The sequence below is a fragment of the Pseudonocardia aurantiaca genome (assembly GCF_039526725.1).
In the GTDB taxonomy this organism is placed as follows: domain Bacteria; phylum Actinomycetota; class Actinomycetes; order Mycobacteriales; family Pseudonocardiaceae; genus Pseudonocardia; species Pseudonocardia aurantiaca.
In genome coordinates, this window is record NZ_BAAAJG010000016.1 from 14,947 (window position 1) to 30,208 (window position 15,262).

The 15,262-nt window shown below is 73.2% G+C and carries 10 protein-coding genes; 9 read left to right on the forward strand and 1 reads right to left on the reverse strand.

Annotated elements, in window-relative coordinates:
- Nucleotides 1–3 precede the first annotated feature (3 nt).
- The 3 genes from kdpC (at nucleotide 4) to ABD143_RS24575 (ending at nucleotide 4,207) form a co-directional block, all read left to right on the forward strand.
- Nucleotides 4–621, forward strand: coding sequence for a K(+)-transporting ATPase subunit C (kdpC, locus tag ABD143_RS24565; protein ID WP_343982924.1), 618 nt, complete (start codon nucleotides 4–6; stop codon nucleotides 619–621).
- A gap of 305 nt (nucleotides 622–926) precedes the next feature.
- Nucleotides 927–3,443 carry a sensor histidine kinase gene (locus tag ABD143_RS24570; protein WP_343982927.1) on the forward strand — a complete coding sequence of 839 codons (2,517 nt, stop codon included), beginning with the start codon at nucleotides 927–929 and terminating at the stop codon, nucleotides 3,441–3,443.
- 74 nt (nucleotides 3,444–3,517) lie between these two features.
- Complete coding sequence (locus ABD143_RS24575; RefSeq protein ID WP_343982930.1) at nucleotides 3,518–4,207, forward strand: response regulator; 690 nt, start codon at nucleotides 3,518–3,520, stop codon at nucleotides 4,205–4,207.
- Nucleotides 4,208–4,229: 22 nt separating this feature from the next.
- Here the strand turns inward: ABD143_RS24575 and ABD143_RS24580 are convergent, their stop codons facing one another.
- A complete protein-coding gene (locus ABD143_RS24580) occupies nucleotides 4,230–4,925 on the reverse strand; it encodes a CAP domain-containing protein (RefSeq protein ID WP_343982933.1) in 696 nt (231 codons plus the stop codon).
- Between the two features lie 365 nt (nucleotides 4,926–5,290).
- Between ABD143_RS24580 and smc the strand changes: the two genes are divergently transcribed.
- From smc to ABD143_RS24610, 6 genes are all read left to right on the forward strand, one after another.
- Nucleotides 5,291–8,848 carry a chromosome segregation protein SMC gene (gene smc, locus ABD143_RS24585; protein WP_343982936.1) on the forward strand — a complete coding sequence of 1,186 codons (3,558 nt, stop codon included), beginning with the start codon at nucleotides 5,291–5,293 and terminating at the stop codon, nucleotides 8,846–8,848.
- Between the two features lie 258 nt (nucleotides 8,849–9,106).
- On the forward strand, nucleotides 9,107–10,555 hold the full coding sequence (gene ftsY, locus ABD143_RS24590; protein ID WP_343982939.1) for a signal recognition particle-docking protein FtsY: 1,449 nt from the start codon (nucleotides 9,107–9,109) through the stop codon (nucleotides 10,553–10,555).
- A gap of 178 nt (nucleotides 10,556–10,733) precedes the next feature.
- Complete coding sequence (locus tag ABD143_RS24595) at nucleotides 10,734–12,089, forward strand: ammonium transporter (protein ID WP_343983957.1); 1,356 nt, start codon at nucleotides 10,734–10,736, stop codon at nucleotides 12,087–12,089.
- A 3-nt stretch (nucleotides 12,090–12,092) separates the two neighbouring features.
- Nucleotides 12,093–12,431, forward strand: a complete 339-nt coding sequence (locus ABD143_RS24600; protein ID WP_343982942.1) for a P-II family nitrogen regulator — start codon at nucleotides 12,093–12,095, stop codon at nucleotides 12,429–12,431.
- Nucleotides 12,432–12,561: 130 nt separating this feature from the next.
- Nucleotides 12,562–12,900, forward strand: a complete 339-nt coding sequence (locus ABD143_RS24605) for a P-II family nitrogen regulator (RefSeq protein ID WP_343982945.1) — start codon at nucleotides 12,562–12,564, stop codon at nucleotides 12,898–12,900.
- The gene (locus tag ABD143_RS24610; RefSeq protein WP_343982948.1) at nucleotides 12,897–15,245 is read left to right on the forward strand and encodes a [protein-PII] uridylyltransferase; all 2,349 of its coding nucleotides are present in this window, start codon (nucleotides 12,897–12,899) and stop codon (nucleotides 15,243–15,245) included. The genes ABD143_RS24605 and ABD143_RS24610 overlap by 4 nt, the downstream gene beginning before the upstream one ends.
- Nucleotides 15,246–15,262: the final 17 nt, after the last annotated feature.

Sequence of the window (15,262 nt, forward strand, 5' to 3'; positions counted from 1 at the left end):
CCCATGACCACCATGCTGTGGCGGCAGACAGCCACCGCAATCCGCCTGCTGATCGCGTTCACGATCATCTGCGGGATCGCCTACCCGCTCCTGGTTTGGGGCGTCGCGCACATCCCGGGTCTCGCGAACCAGGCCGAGGGCTCGATCATCACGAGCGCGAACGGCACGCCGGTCGGATCGTCGCTGATCGGGGTGGACCCCGTCGCCGCCAACCCGGCCGCGGACCCGTACTTCCACACCCGGCCCTCGGCGTCGGCTTCGGACGTCCTCGGCCCGGCCGACACCACCACCTCGGGCGGGTCGAACAAGAGCACCGTCAACCCCGACCTGCTCGCCACGATCGACCAGCGCCGCGCGCTGATCGCCGAGCGGGAGGGCGTGGCCCCGGCGCTCGTGCCGCCGGACGCCGTGACGGCGTCGGGATCCGGGCTCGACCCCGACATCTCCCCGGCGTACGCGCAGCTGCAGGAGGCCCGGGTCGCGCGGGTGACGGGCCTGCCTCTCTCCACCGTCCAGCGCCTCGTCGCTGCGTCGAGCAGCGGACGCATGCTCGGCTTCCTCGGCGAGCCGACGGTCAACGTGACCGAGCTGAACCTCGCGGTGCAGCAGGCGACAGGCTGACGATGCCGACACCGGCCGGGCCGGTCCGTCTCCGGGACCGGTCCGGCCGGCCGCAGCTCCTCGGCGTCGAGCTGGACCTGACGAGGCTCTCAGCGCGAGAGCCTGGTGAGCGCGCGCCGGCTCAGGCCGATAACGTGCCCGGCGACGGCGGCCGGCGGGTGGTCGGGGAGACATCCGCCGTGTGGAGTCGGGCCGGGCCAACCCCCGCTGCCGCGAGGAAGATATGAGAGTGGCCGAGGTCGCGAGGTCACCGTTCGGTTCAGCAACTCGGGCACGTCCGCGACGACCGCCCGGGAGGAGATGGCGTGACCAGGCGCGGTGAGCTGCGGATATACCTCGGGGCCGCTCCCGGCGTCGGCAAGACCTTCGCGATGCTCGGGGAGGCCAGGCGGCGACTCGAACGCGGCACGGACGTCGTCGTCGGCCTCGTGGAGACGCACGGGCGGTCGAAGACCGCCGAGCTGCTCGACGGCCTGGAGGTCGTCCCGCGGCGCCCGCTCGGCACCCACCCCGGGCTCGACGAGATGGACCTCGACGCCGTCCTCGCCCGCAAACCAGAGGTCGTGCTGGTCGACGAGCTGGCCCACACCAACGCGCCCGGCTCGCGCCACCGCAAGCGGTGGAAGGACGTCGAGGAGCTGCTCGAGGCCGGGATCGACGTGCTGACCACCGTCAACGTGCAGCACCTCGAGTCGCTCAACGACGTGGTGGAGCGGATCACCGGCGTGCGCCAGCAGGAGACCGTGCCCGACGAGGTGGTGCGGCGGGCCGAGCAGCTCGAGCTGGTCGACATCACCCCGGAGGCCCTGCGCCGGCGTCTCGCGCACGGCAACGTCTACAACGCCGACAAGGTCGACGCGGCGCTGGCCAACTACTTCCAGCCGGGCAACCTGACCGCGCTGCGGGAGCTCGCCCTGCTGTGGGTGGCCGACGAGGTGGACGTGGCGCTGCAGCGGTACCGCACCGACAAGCGGATCAGCGAGGTGTGGGAGACCAGGGAGCGGGTGGTCGTCGCCCTGACCGGCGACCGGGAGAGCGAGACCGTGCTGCGCCGCGCCGCGCGCATCGCCAAGCGCTCCGGCGCCGCCGACCTGCTCGCCGTGCACGTCCTGCGGGGCGACGGGCTCTCCGGCCCACCTGCCGGGGCGCTGGTGCGGCTGCGGACCCTCGCCGACGACGTCGGAGCGAGCTTCCACACCGTCGTCGGCGACGACGTGCCCGCGGCCCTGCTCGACTTCGCCCGTGGCGCGAACGCCACCCAGCTCGTGATCGGCACGTCCCGGCGCTCCCGCATGGCGCGGCTGTTCGACGAGGGCATCGGAGCTCGGGTGATCCAGGAGTCGGGGACGATCGACGTACACATGGTCAGCCACGCCGAGGCGGGCCGCGGGGTGCGGCTCCCGGCGCTGCGCAGCGCGCTACCGGGAATGCGCCGGGTGCTGGGCTGGGTGCTCGCGCTCGCGCTGCCGACGGCGGCGACCCTGCTCGGGGTGCTCCTGCGCGATGTCATCGGCCTCTCCACCGACGTCGTGCTGTTCTTCCTCGCCACGGTGGTCACCGCGCTCGTCGGCGGGCTCGGGCCCGCGCTGCTGGCCGCGGCCGCGGGCGGCCTGCTGCTCAACTTCTTCCTCACCCCGCCGCTGTACTCCTTCACGATCGGCCAGACGGAGAACCTGATCACCGTGCTGGCCATGGCCCTGGTCGGGCTGCTCGTCGCGCTCGTCGTGGACCGGGCGGCGCGGCGGGCGCAGCAGGCCGCGCGCGCACAGGCGGAGGCGGCGCTGCTCGCCTCGTTCGCCCGTACGGTGCTCACCCGCACCGAGCCACTGCCGCGGCTGCTGGAGAAGGTGCGTGAGGCGTTCACGCTGCATTCGGTGGCGCTGCTCGAACGCCGGGACGGGCCGGCGACCGACGAGTGGGACTGCGTCACCTCCTCGGGACCGCTCGGCTGTGCCGCCCCCGAGGAAGCCGACGTCGACGTCGAGATCGAGGAGGACCTGCACCTCATCGGCAGCGGCCGGGCACTGCCGGCAGCCGACCGCCGGTTGCTGGAGGTCGTCGGCGGGCAGGCGCTGCTGGCACTGCGCAGCCAGCGTGCGGCCAGGGACGCCGACGAGTCGCGCCGCCGCGCGGAGGCCACCGAGATCCGCGGTGCCCTGCTCTCGGCGGTCGGTCACGACCTGCGCAGCCCGCTCACCTCGATCAAGGCCGCCGCCGGGAGCCTGCGCGACCCCAACCTGCGGCTCCCGCCCGCCGACCGCCTGGAGCTGACCGCCACCATCGAGGAGTCCGCCGACCGGCTCACCGCACTCGTCGACAACCTGCTCGACTCCTCCCGCCTCGCGGCCGGGGCCGTGACACCGCTGCTGGCACCGGTCGGCTACGACGAGGTGGCGCTCCGGGCGCTAGTGGGGCTGCGGGACGCCGAGCGCGTCAAGCTCGCGATCGACGAGTCGCTGCCCGACGTGCTCGCCGATGCCGGCTTGCTGGAACGGGTGGTCGCGAACGTCGTCGACAACGCGCTGCGGTACGCGGGCGGCGCTCCGGTGGTCCTCCGGGCGAGCGAGTACGCCGACCGCGTCGAGCTGCGGATCGTCGACTCCGGGCCCGGGGTTCCGCGGCACGCGCGGGAGGCTCTCTTCGCCCCGTTCCAGCGGCTCGGGGGGGTTAGCCCGAGCGATCGGGACGGCGCGTCGGGCGTCGGGCTCGGGCTGTCCGTGGCGCGCGGGTTCACGGAGGTGATGGGCGGCACTCTCGCCGCGGAGGACACGCCGGGAGGAGGCCTCACCGTGGTTGTATCCCTTCCGGCGGTGGTGATATGAGCGAGCTCGCGGGCGACGATCGGTACAACCGCCGGTCGAGCGAGCGGGGTTGGTAGGCACAGCGAAGGAATGTGATGAACACGCACCGGGTGCTGGTGGTGGACGACGACCAGCAGATCCTGCGGGCCCTGCGGATCAACCTGACCGCCCACGGGTACCACGTGCTGCTCGCCCCCGACGGCGGCTCCGCGCTGCGGACCGCCGCCAGCGGGCACCCCGACGTCGTCGTGCTCGACCTCGGCCTGCCCGACATGGACGGGGTGGACGTGATCGAGGGCCTGCGCGGCTGGACGACGGTGCCGATCATCGTGCTCTCGGCCCGCACAGGCGGCGCCGAGACGGTCCGGGCCCTTGACGCCGGTGCCGACGACTACGTGACCAAGCCGTTCGGGATGGCCGAGCTGCTCGCCCGGCTGCGGGCGGCCGTCCGGCGGGCCGCGGTCTCGGCCGTGGACGGCGAGTCGGTCGTCGACGCCGGCGACTTCAGCGTCGACCTCGCCGCGAAGCGAGTGGTGGGCGCGGACGGCGCGCAGATCCACCTCACCCCCACCGAGTGGGGTGTGCTGGAGCTGCTCGTGCGCCACCGCGGCAAGCTCGTGGGGCAGCGCGAGCTGCTGCGCGCGGTGTGGGGGCCGAACTACGGCAGCGAGACCAACTACCTACGGGTCTACCTCGCCCAGCTCCGCCGCAAGCTCGAACCGCAGCCCTCCCGCCCCAAGCACCTGATCACCGAGGCGGGGATGGGCTACCGATTCGAGGTCTGACCGGCCGTTCGAGAGCCCGGCGTCAGCGGCCGAAGTCCTGCACCCAGTAGTTGTCGTCGTAGCCGACGCCGATCGTCGTGAAGGCGCAGTTCTCGATGTTGCGGCGGTGCGGCGGCGAGGCCATCCACTCCCGCACCACCTGCTCGGCGCTGGTCTGGCCCTTCGCGATGTTCTCCCCGCCGGGCCGGGGGTGGCCCTCCTGGCGGATGCGGGTGTCGAACCGCGTGCCGTCCTCGCTCTCGTGAGCGAAGTAGTCGTTCTGGGCCATGTCAGTGGCGTGGTGCTGGGCGGACTGGGTGAGCCGGGAGTCCGGCGCGACGTCCGCGCAGCCGGCGTCGCGCCGCTCCTTGTTCGTCAGCTTGATCACGTTGGTGCTGAAGCGGGTCGCGGAGTCGTCGCGCCCCGCTGCATCCGACTCGTCGTCCGATATGTCGCCGGGATCGGTGTGCGCCACGAGCGCCCGCACCGGAACGGCCTCCGGCGTTGTTGTCGGAGGCAGCACCTCGGGGAGTGGGGGGTTCAGGATGGCCGGTGCCGGATCGGCGGGCACTGCCGCGGCGGTGGGGAGCGCCGCCGCGATCGGTGCCGCGGTCCGCCAGGGCGGCCGGGTGGTCGTGGGTGAGGTAGGTGGGGAGTCCTTCGCTTCGCCGAGGAGCGACTGCAACGACGACGGAACCACGGTGGCCGGGGCTGCGACCGCGACGGTGCCTATCAGCATGCTCCCAGTTGCGATGCCTAGGAGGAGCGCCCCGCCGCGTCGTCCAAAGGTGATCACGAGACGGAAACTTAACACCATCGTGCAGACCCGGGTTCACCCGATCGTGGATCTGGCACGCATTCCTCTGACCAGGTACAAAGATCGGATTCCGCAGGTAGAGGGCTCGGTGTCGGGGAGCGTCTACGTGAACGCGGAGGGTGATGGAGCCCCCCGATTGCCGCATCCTGTAGTCCAGCGGGGTGACGCGGCCGGGATCGTAGGTGAACACGTCGCCCACACGACCGGGCGGGTGCCGGGCTGCCTGCACGGATCGCCGGGTCCCGCAGGTAATCTTTCCCGATCCCCTGCCCCGTGGAGTTCCCCCCGTGCACCTCAAGAGCCTGACGTTGAAGGGCTTCAAGTCCTTCGCCTCGGCCACGACGCTGCGCCTGGAACCGGGGATCACGTGCGTCGTCGGCCCGAACGGCTCGGGCAAGTCCAACGTCGTCGACGCGATCAGCTGGGTGCTCGGGGAGCAGGGCGCCAAGGCGTTGCGCGGCGGCAAGATGGAGGACGTCATCTTCGCCGGCACGTCCGGCCGCGCGCCGCTCGGCCGCGCCGAGGTGACGCTCACGATCGACAACTCCGACGGCGCCCTGCCGATCGAGTACTCCGAGGTCTCGATCACGCGGCGGATGTTCCGCGACGGCGCAGGCGAGTACGAGATCAACGGCTCGTCCTGCCGCCTCCTCGACATCCAGGAGCTGCTCTCCGACTCCGGCATCGGACGCGAGATGCACGTGATCGTCGGGCAGGGCCAACTCGACTCGGTGCTGCAGTCCAAGCCGGAGGACCGCCGGGCCTACATCGAGGAGGCCGCGGGCGTCCTCAAGCACCGCAAGCGCAAGGAGAAGGCGCTCCGCAAGCTCGACGCGATGCAGGCCAACCTGACGCGGCTGACCGACCTGACGGCCGAGCTGCGCCGCCAGCTCAAGCCGCTGGGCAGGCAGGCGGAGATCGCGCGCCGCGCGCAGGCCGTGCAGTCCGAGCTGCGGGACGCGCGGCTCCGGCTGGCCGCCGACGACCTCGTGACCTTGCGCGACCAGCTCGCGCGCGAGGAGGCCGATGAGTCCTCCGCCCGCGCCCGCCGGGCCGAGGTGGAGGAGCAGCTCTCGGTGGCGCGCGTCGAGCAGGAGCGGCTGGAGGCCGCCCTCGCGCAGGACGCCCCGCGCCTGGCCGCGGCCCAGGACACCTGGTACCGGCTCTCGGCCCTGGCCGAGCGGCTCGCGGGCACCGTCCGGCTCGCGCAGGAGCGCACCCGCCACCTCGCCGACCCCCAGGAGCGCGCGCCCGGCCGCGACCCCGACCAGCTCGACGCCGAGGCCGACGCCATCGCGGAGCAGGAGGAGGAGCTGGTCGCGGCCGTGTCCGAGGCCCGGACCCGCCTCTCCGAGGTGCTGGAGGAGCGCACCGAGCACGAGCGGACGCTCGCCGCGGCCGAACGCGCCCACATGGCCGCGGTTCGCGCGCTCGCCGACCGCAGGGCCGGGCTCGCCACACTCGCCGGGCGCGCGGAGGCCCTGCGCAGCGGCGCCGCCGCCACCGCCGACGAGATCGACCGGCTGTCAGAGGCCCTCGCCGAGGCCCAGGAGCGCACCGCCGCCGCCGAGGCCGAGCTGGCGCATGCCCGCGACGACCTCGGCGCCCTCGACGACGGCGACACCGGCATCGAGCAGCGCTGCGCCGAGGCCGCCGACGCGCACGCGGGCGCCCGCGCCAGGGTCGCTGAGCTGGCCGGACGGGAGCGCGAGCTGGAGAAGCAGCGCGCGCACTGGCGCGCCCGCGTGGATGCGCTCTCGGTCGGCCTCGCGCGGAAGGACGGCTCCGGCGCGCTGCTGGCCGCCGACGCCCCCGACGGCGTGCTCGGCCCGGTGGCGGGGCTGCTCACGGTGGAGCCGGAGGCGCGCGCCGCGATCGCGGCAGCCCTGGGCGAGCTGGCCGACGCCGTGGCGGTGGAGTCGCCGGAGGCGGCGGTGGCGGCCCTGCGCGTGCTCCGCACCCGTGACGCCGGCCGTGCGGCCCTGGTGGTGGGCGGCTCCGCCGAGGTTCCTGAACCTGGACGGGCCCCCGCGGGGGAGTGGGCCCACACCTTCGTCTCCGGGGCGCTCGCCGGATCCGTGCGACGGCTGCTCGACCGCGTGGTCGTCGTCGACGATCTCGACGCCGCCCACGCCGTGGTCGCCGCGCACCCGGACCTCACCGCCGTCACGAGGGACGGCGACGTGCTCGGCGCCGCCCGGGCGTCCGGCGGGTCGGGCACGGCGGCCAGCTCGCTCGACGTGCAGGCGGCGGTCAACGAGGCCGTCGAGAGCCGGGAGGCGGTGGAGGAGGAGCTGTCGCGGCTGCGCCCGGCGCTGGACGGCGCCAGGGCGGAGGAGGCCGCCCGGCTCACCGACGTCGAGGCGGCGCAGAAGGCCCAGAACGCCGCCGAGTCCCGCCGCAGCGCCGCGTCCGCGCAGCTCAAGGGCTACGAGCAGGCCGTCAGGTCGGCCACCGCCGAGGCGCAACGCCTCCGGGAGCGCCGCGACGCCGTCGAGTCCCGCCGCTCCGACGCCCTGCTGGCGCTGGAGGCCGCCGAGCAGCAGCTCGCCGTGGCCGAGGACGAGCCGGTGGACGACGAGCCGGACACCGAGATCCGCGACGCCGCCGCCGAGTCGCTCGCCGTGGCCCGCGCGGAGGAGGTGGAGGCGCGGCTCACGCTGCGCACCGCGGAGGAGCGCGCCAGGGCGATCGCGGGGCGCGCCGATTCGCTTCGCCGCCAGGCCTCGTCGGAGCGGCAGGCCAGGGCCAGGGCCGCCGCCGCCCGGGAGGCCCGTGAGCGGAGTGCCGCGATCGCCCGGCTCGTCGTCACGGCGGGGGAGACGGCCACCGAGCGGATCGCGCAGTCGCTCGCGGCGGCCGCCCTCGAACGCGACGCCGCCGCGGCCGCCCGCGACTCCCGCGAGCGCGCCCTCGGCGAGGCCAGGACCACCACCGGGCGGCTCTCGGCGCTCATGGACAAGCTCACCGACGCCGTCCATCGCGACGAGGTCGTGCGCGCCCAGAACCGCCTGCGGCTGGAGCAGGTCACCGAGAAGGTCCTCGGCGACCACGGCCTCGCGGTGGAGGACCTGGTCGCCGAGTACGGCCCCGACTCGCCGGTACCGCCGTCCGCGGCCGAGACGGCCGAGTACGAGGCGGCGAAGGAGCGCGGCGAGGACGTCACGGTGCCGCCGCCGATGCCCTACGACCGCCCCACTCAGGAGCGGCGGGCCTCCCGCGCGGAGAAGGACCTCGCGCTGCTGGGCAAGGTCAACCCGCTCGCCCTGGAGGAGTTCGCGGCACTGGAGGAGCGCTACCGGTTCCTCTCCACGCAGCTGGAGGACCTCAAGAACACCCGCCGCGACCTGCTCACCGTGGTGCGCGAGGTGGACGACAAGATCCTCGAGGTCTTCGCCACCGCCTACGCCGACGTCGCCCGCGAGTTCGAGGTCGTGTTCTCCACGCTGTTCCCGGGTGGCGAGGGGCGACTCGTGCTGACCGACCCGGACGACATGCTCACCACCGGCGTCGAGGTCGAGGCGCGCCCGCCGGGCAAGAAGGTCAAGCGCCTGTCGCTGCTCTCCGGGGGCGAGCGGTCCCTGACGGCAATGGCGCTGCTGGTGGCGATCTTCCGCGCCCGGCCGTCGCCGTTCTACATCCTCGACGAGATCGAGGCCGCCCTCGACGACGTCAACCTGCGGCGGCTCATCTCGCTCATGGAGGAGCTGCGCGAGACGAGCCAGCTCATCGTCATCACCCACCAGAAGCCGACGATGGAGGTCGCCGACGCCCTCTACGGCGTCTCCATGCGCGGCGACGGCATCACCACCGTGATCAGCCAGCGGTTGCGCGCGGTGAGCTGAGCGCTGCCTGGCTGCAGGCACGGTCGAGTTCTTGTCACTCGTCGACGACGATTGAAGCAATGGGTGCATCGACGTCGAGTGGCCGAAGAACCACCCCAACCTGCGCGAGGCCGTGCAACTCGCCCAGGCTCACGGCATCCGCTTGGCCATCTCGCTTCCCAAAGGACAACCCCTCCTCGACGATGCACGAGTTTTTCGCCACCATCGAGCGCTGACGCCAGCACGGTGCCCGCGGGCCGGGCATGACAGGCTGGTGCGGTGACCACGGAAACCTTGTGGATCATCGTCGCCGTCGCGGTGGTGGTCCTGCTCGCCGCCGTCGCGCTCGGGCTCGTCCTGCAGCGCAGGCGCCGCATCAGCCTGCGCGAAGCGGAGGAGCGCGAGGGCATCACGGGGACGGCGCCGCGCGCCACCTACCGCACCGACACCGGGTTCGACTTCACGACCGGCGCGCCTCGGGACGACACGTCGCCCCCGCCCGCGCCTACGGCTTCGCCCGCGCCCACTCCCGCACCCCCGCCGGCTCCGGCGCCTGCGCCCGAGCCGGAGGTGGTCGCGCCCGAGTCGCCGCCCGCCGCCGCGGAGCCGTCGACGAACGGGTCCGCGCCGCCCCGCCCGGCACCCGTGACACCGCCGGCACCCGTGACACCGCCGGCACCCGTGACACCGCCGGCACCCGCGGCACCTGCGACGCCGCCGGCACCCGCGACGCCGCCGGCACCCGAGACACCACCCGCACCCGAGACGCCGGCATCTGCGGCGCCGCCCGCGCCTGCCGAGGAGATCGCGCCGGCGGAGGGCCGTCTCGAACGGCTGCGCGGCCGGCTCGCCCGGTCCCGTACCGGCTTCGGCCAGGGCCTGCTCGGCCTGCTCGGCGCCGGTGAGCTGGACGAGGAGTCCTGGGAGGACGTCGAGGCCATGCTCCTGCAGGCCGACCTCGGCCCCGAGATGACCGCCGAGCTGGTCGAGACCCTGCGCACCGAGCTGGCCCGCCGCGCCGTCCGCACCCCTGAGCAGGCGCGACAGCTGCTGCGTGAGGTGCTCACGGACGCGCTGCGCGTCGACGCGGAGCGCTCCGTGCGCGCGCTCCCGCACGGCGGCAGGCCTGCCGTGGTGCTGGTGGTCGGCGTCAACGGCACCGGCAAGACCACCACCACCGGCAAGCTCGCGCGGGTGCTCGTGGCGGGTGGGCGGCAGGTCGTGCTCGGTGCCGCCGACACCTTCCGTGCCGCCGCCGCCGAGCAGCTCGCCACCTGGGGAGAGCGCGCCGGGGCCACCGTAGTGCGCGGACCCGAGGGCGCCGACCCGGCCAGCGTGGCGTTCGACGCGGTCAAGCAGGCTGCCGAGGAGGGCGCCGACGCCGTGCTGCTCGACACCGCGGGCCGGCTGCACACCAAGACCGGGCTGATGGACGAGCTGGGCAAGGTCAAACGTGTGGTGGAGCGGCAGGCGGAAGTGGACGAGGTGCTTCTCGTGCTCGACGCCACCACCGGCCAGAACGGCCTGATCCAGGCCCGCGTGTTCGGCGACGTCGTCGCGATCACGGGTATTGCGCTGACGAAGCTCGACGGCACCGCGAAGGGCGGGATCGTCTTCCGGGTGCAGCGCGATCTGGGGGTGCCGGTGAAGCTGGTGGGACTCGGCGAGGGCCCCGATGACCTGGCGCCGTTCGACCCGGCCGCCTTCGTGGACGCGCTTCTCGGATAAACGCGAGGTCACGTCATGCGGATGTAACTCTGCTGCCCACCTCGTTCACGGCCCGGAAACAACAGTGGACGATGCCGGAAACACGCCGACCCGATGCTTCCCCCGCACCTGCCGCTGGACAGCGGCCGAGAGGGAGGGAGTTGGAGTGGACGCTTTCAACAGCGGCGATACCGCGTGGATGCTTGTTAGCACCGCGCTGGTGCTACTGATGACACCAGGGCTGGCGTTCTTCTACGGAGGAATGGTCCGTAGCAAGAGCGTGCTCAACATGATGATGATGAGCCTCAGCGCGACTGGCCTCGTCGGCGTGCTGTGGGTCCTCTACGGCTACTCCATGTCATTCGGCAACGACGTGGGCGGCGGCCTGCTCGGCGACCCGGGTCAGCACTTCGGGCTGGCCGGCCTCTTCGTCGGGAACTATCTCGCGACGGATTCGGCGCCGGACGTGACCTTCCCGCTCGTGGGCACGATCCCCGCGCTCGTGTTCGTGGCCTTCCAGGCTACGTTCGCGATCATCACGGTGGCGCTGATCTCGGGCGCTGTCGCCGACCGCATGAAGTTCGGTGCGTGGCTGCTGTTCGCCGGCCTGTGGGCGACGATCGTCTACTTCCCCGTGGCCCACTGGGTGTTCTCGTTCGACGGCGTCACCGCCGAGACCGGTGGCTGGATCGCCAACACCCTCAAGGCGATCGACTTCGCCGGTGGTACCGCGGTGCACATCAACGCCGGTGCGGCCGCGCTCGCGCTGGCCCTCGTGATCGGCAAGCGTCAGGGCTGGCCGCGCGAGCCCATGCGTCCGCACAACCTGACGCTGGTCATGCTGGGCGCGGGCCTCCTGTGGTTCGGCTGGTTCGGCTTCAACGCCGGTTCCGCCGTGGGCGCCTCCGGCATCGCCGGCTTCGCGATGATCAACACCCTCGCCGCCACCTGCGCCGCGATGCTCGCCTGGCTCGCGGTCGAGCGGGTGCGGGACGGCAAGCCCACGAGCCTCGGCGCCGCTTCCGGCATCGTCGCGGGCCTCGTCGCGATCACCCCGTCGTGTTCCTCGGTGTCGCCGCTCGGCGCGATCGCCATCGGCATCATCGCCGGTGCGCTCTGCGCGCTGGCCGTCGGCCTGAAGTTCCGCTTCGGCTACGACGACTCGCTCGACGTGGTGGGCGTCCACCTCGTCGGCGGTCTGGCCGGCACCCTGCTCATCGGCTTCTTCGCGGACCCGGGCTCCCCGGCCGCGGTCGCGGGCCTGTTCTACGGCGGCGGCGTCGACCAGCTCTGGCGTCAGGCCGTCGGTGCCTTCGCGGTGCTGATCTACTCGTTCGTCCTGTCGCTGATCCTGGCCCTGATCGTCAAGGCGATCATCGGTCTGCGGATCACCGAGGAGGAGGAGTCCACCGGTATCGACGAGACCGAGCATGCGGAGACCGGCTACGACTTCTCCAGCCACCGCGGCCTCTCGGGCCTCGGCGCTCCCCGTCCGGACGCGGCGACCAACTCGGCTGCCGCGCATGTCTCCGCCGGCGCAGGCAAGGAAGGCTGAGCGATGAAGCTGGTCACCGCGATTGTCAAGCCGTTCGTCCTCGAGGACGTCAAGGGCGCGCTCGAGCAGATCGGCGTCCTGGGCATGACCGTCAGCGAGGTACAGGGCTACGGCCGGCAGAAGGGCCACACCGAGGTCTACCGGGGTGCGGAGTACTCCGTGGACTTCGTGCCGAAGGTCCGGGTGGAGGTCGTCGCCGACGACCTCCTCGCGGACAAGGTGGTCGACGCCGTCGTCGAGGCGGCCCGCACGGGCAAGATCGGTGACGGAAAGGTCTGGGTCACCCCCGTCGAGACGGTGGTGCGCGTACGCACCGGTGAACGCGGAACCGATGCGATCTGAGTCGGCAGCCGCCTGACCGGCGGCTGAGAGGAGGCCCGTTGCACAGCTCGACCGTGCAGCGGGCCTCCCGCCGTCTCAAGTCCGTTCTGTACCTGGCTGTCCCGTTCGTCTTCGATCGGAGGAACGACTCATGATGCTCGTGACCGCCATCGTCAAACCGTTCGCGCTGGGCGACGTCCGCGCCGGCCTTGACAGGCTCGACATCACCGGGATGACTGTGAGCGAGGTCTCCGGGTACGGGAGACAGCGCGGGCACACGGAGATCTACCGAGGTGCGGACTACCACGTCGACCTCGTCCCCAAGGTGCGCGTCGAGCTCGTCGTCGACGACGACATCGTCGAGAAGGTGATCGACACGGTGATCCAGAACGCCCGCGCGGGCAAGATCGGTGACGGGAAGGTGTGGGTCACCCCCGTCGACACGGTGGTGCGGGTTCGCACCGGGGAACGGGGTGCCGACGCGCTGTGAGTGCGGTTTCTGTCTCGTCGGGGGACGCTGGGGACCTGGTGCGGGCCAAAGCGGTGCTGCTCGATCCCGGTGCGACAAAACGCAGGCTCGGACCGGAGCCCCTGCGCACTGCCCTGGTCGATCTCCATGACTTCTGGCTGTCCTCCCGGGCGGCGGCGATCGGGCTCACCGACCGCGCGGCGCTCATCGCCGTCGGCGCGCTTGGCCGTCGCGAGCTGGCGCCGTGGTCCGACCTCGACCTGGTGCTGCTGCACGACGGCCGCAGGGACGTCGAGCGGCTCGCCGAGCAGCTCTGGTATCCGCTGTGGGACGCCGGGATCGGCCTCGACCACTCCGTGCGGACGCCCGGACAGGCCGTGCAGGTGGCCGCCACCGACCTGCGCGCGGCGTTCGGGCTGCTGGAGGCCCGGCACATCGCTGGTGACCCGGCGCTCTCGGACAAGGTCAGGGTCGCGGTGCGCCAGGCCTGGCGGGCCGGGATCAGGGGCCGCTTCGACGAGCTCGCCGACACCGCCCGCGATCGCTGGGCCAAGGTCGGCGACGTCGCCCACCGCGTCGAGCCGGACCTCAAGAACGGGCACGGCGGGCTGCGCGACATCCAGCTCGTCGACGCCCTCGCCGCCGCACAGCTCGTCGACCGGCCCGCCGGGGACGTGCTGGAGGCGCGCCGCCTCCTGCTGGACGTCCGCACCGAGCTGCACCGGCTCGCCGGCCGGGCCCGCGACGTGCTGCGCGCCCAGGACGCCGACGAAGTGGCCGCCACTCTGGAGATCGCCGACCGCTTCGAGCTGGCGAGGGCCCTGTCGGGCGCGGCCCGGTCGGTCGCGTTCGCCGCCGAGGTCGGCCTGCGCTCGGCGCGCAACGCGCTGCCCCGCCGCGGGCTCGCGGCCCTGCGCCGCGCGCCCGTACGCCGCCCCCTTGACAGCGGGGTGGTCGAGCACGTGGGCGAGGTGGCGCTCGCCCGCGACGCCGCCGCGTCCCGCGACCCGGCGCTCGTCCTGCGGGTGGCGGCCACCGCGGCCCGCACCGGGCTGCCGATCGCGGCCGGCACCCTGCACCGGCTCGCCGACACGGCCCCAGAGCTGCGGGAACCGTGGCCGCGGCCGGCGCTCGGCGAGCTGCTGTCGCTGCTCGGCGCGGGCCGCCCGCTCATTGACGTGGTGGAGTCGCTGGACCGCACCGGGCTCTGGGGGCGGCTGTTTCCCGAATGGGGTGCGGTGCGCGACCTGCCACCGCGCGACCGGGCGCACGTGTGGACCGTGGACCGGCACCTCGTGGAAGCCACCGCCCAGGTCGCCCGGCTCACCACCAATGTCGCCCGGCCCGACCTCCTGCTCATCGGCACGCTCCTGCACGACATCGGCAAGGGCCGCAGCGGCGACCACTCCGAGGTGGGGGAGTCGCTCGCGCTCCAGGTGGGGCGCAGGCTCGGGTTCGCCGAGGCCGACGTCGCGGTGCTGGGCCAGGTGGTGCGCCACCACCTGCTGCTCCCGCACACGGCCACCCGCCGCGACCTCGACGACCCCGCCACGATCACGCGGGTGGTCGACACCCTCGACGGCAACGGGCTCGTCCTCGACCTGCTCGAAGCGCTCGCCGAGGCCGACGCGCTGGCCACCGGACCGGGCGTGTGGAGCCCGTGGAAGCAGGTGCTCATCCGCGACCTGGCCGCGCGCTGCCGCGCGCTCCTCGCCGGTGAGCCGCTGCCCGCCCCGGCCGAACCGAGCATCGCCGCGCAGAAGCTCGCGAGCTCCGTCACGGCCGACGGGCGGCCGGCAATCGAGCTCGACGCCAGCGGCGACCCGGCCACCGTCATCGTCGCGGCGCCGGACCGCTCCGGCGCGCTGGCAGCCGCGGCCGGAGTGCTCGCGCTGCACTCGCTCGAGGTGCACGCCGCCGAACTGAACACGGTGGACGGCGTCGCGGTCTTCACGTTCACGGTCTCGCCGCGGTTCGGCGGGCTGCCGGACCCGAAGCTCCTGCGCTCCGACATCGCCAGGGTGATCGACGGGACCCTGCGTCTCGCGGACGCGCTCGCCCGCAAGGAGCGCGACTACGCGCCGATCAGCCCGAGCGGCGAGCCCCCGGCCCCGCCCCGCGTGCTGTGGTTCGACGACGAGGCCACCGGCGCGGTCGTGCTGGAGCTGCGCGGTACCGACCGCATCGGGCTGCTGCATCGGGTGGCCGCGGCGCTGGAGGAGACCGGCGCCGACCTGCGGTGGGCCCGCGCGTCCACCTTGGGCGCCTCGGTGGTGGACGCGTTCTGCCTCGCGGCGGACGGCGGGAAGATCGGCACCAGCGATCGGCGGCGCATCGAGAAGGCGGTCCTGGCGGCGGCCCGGTAGGCGGGCACGGACCTGCA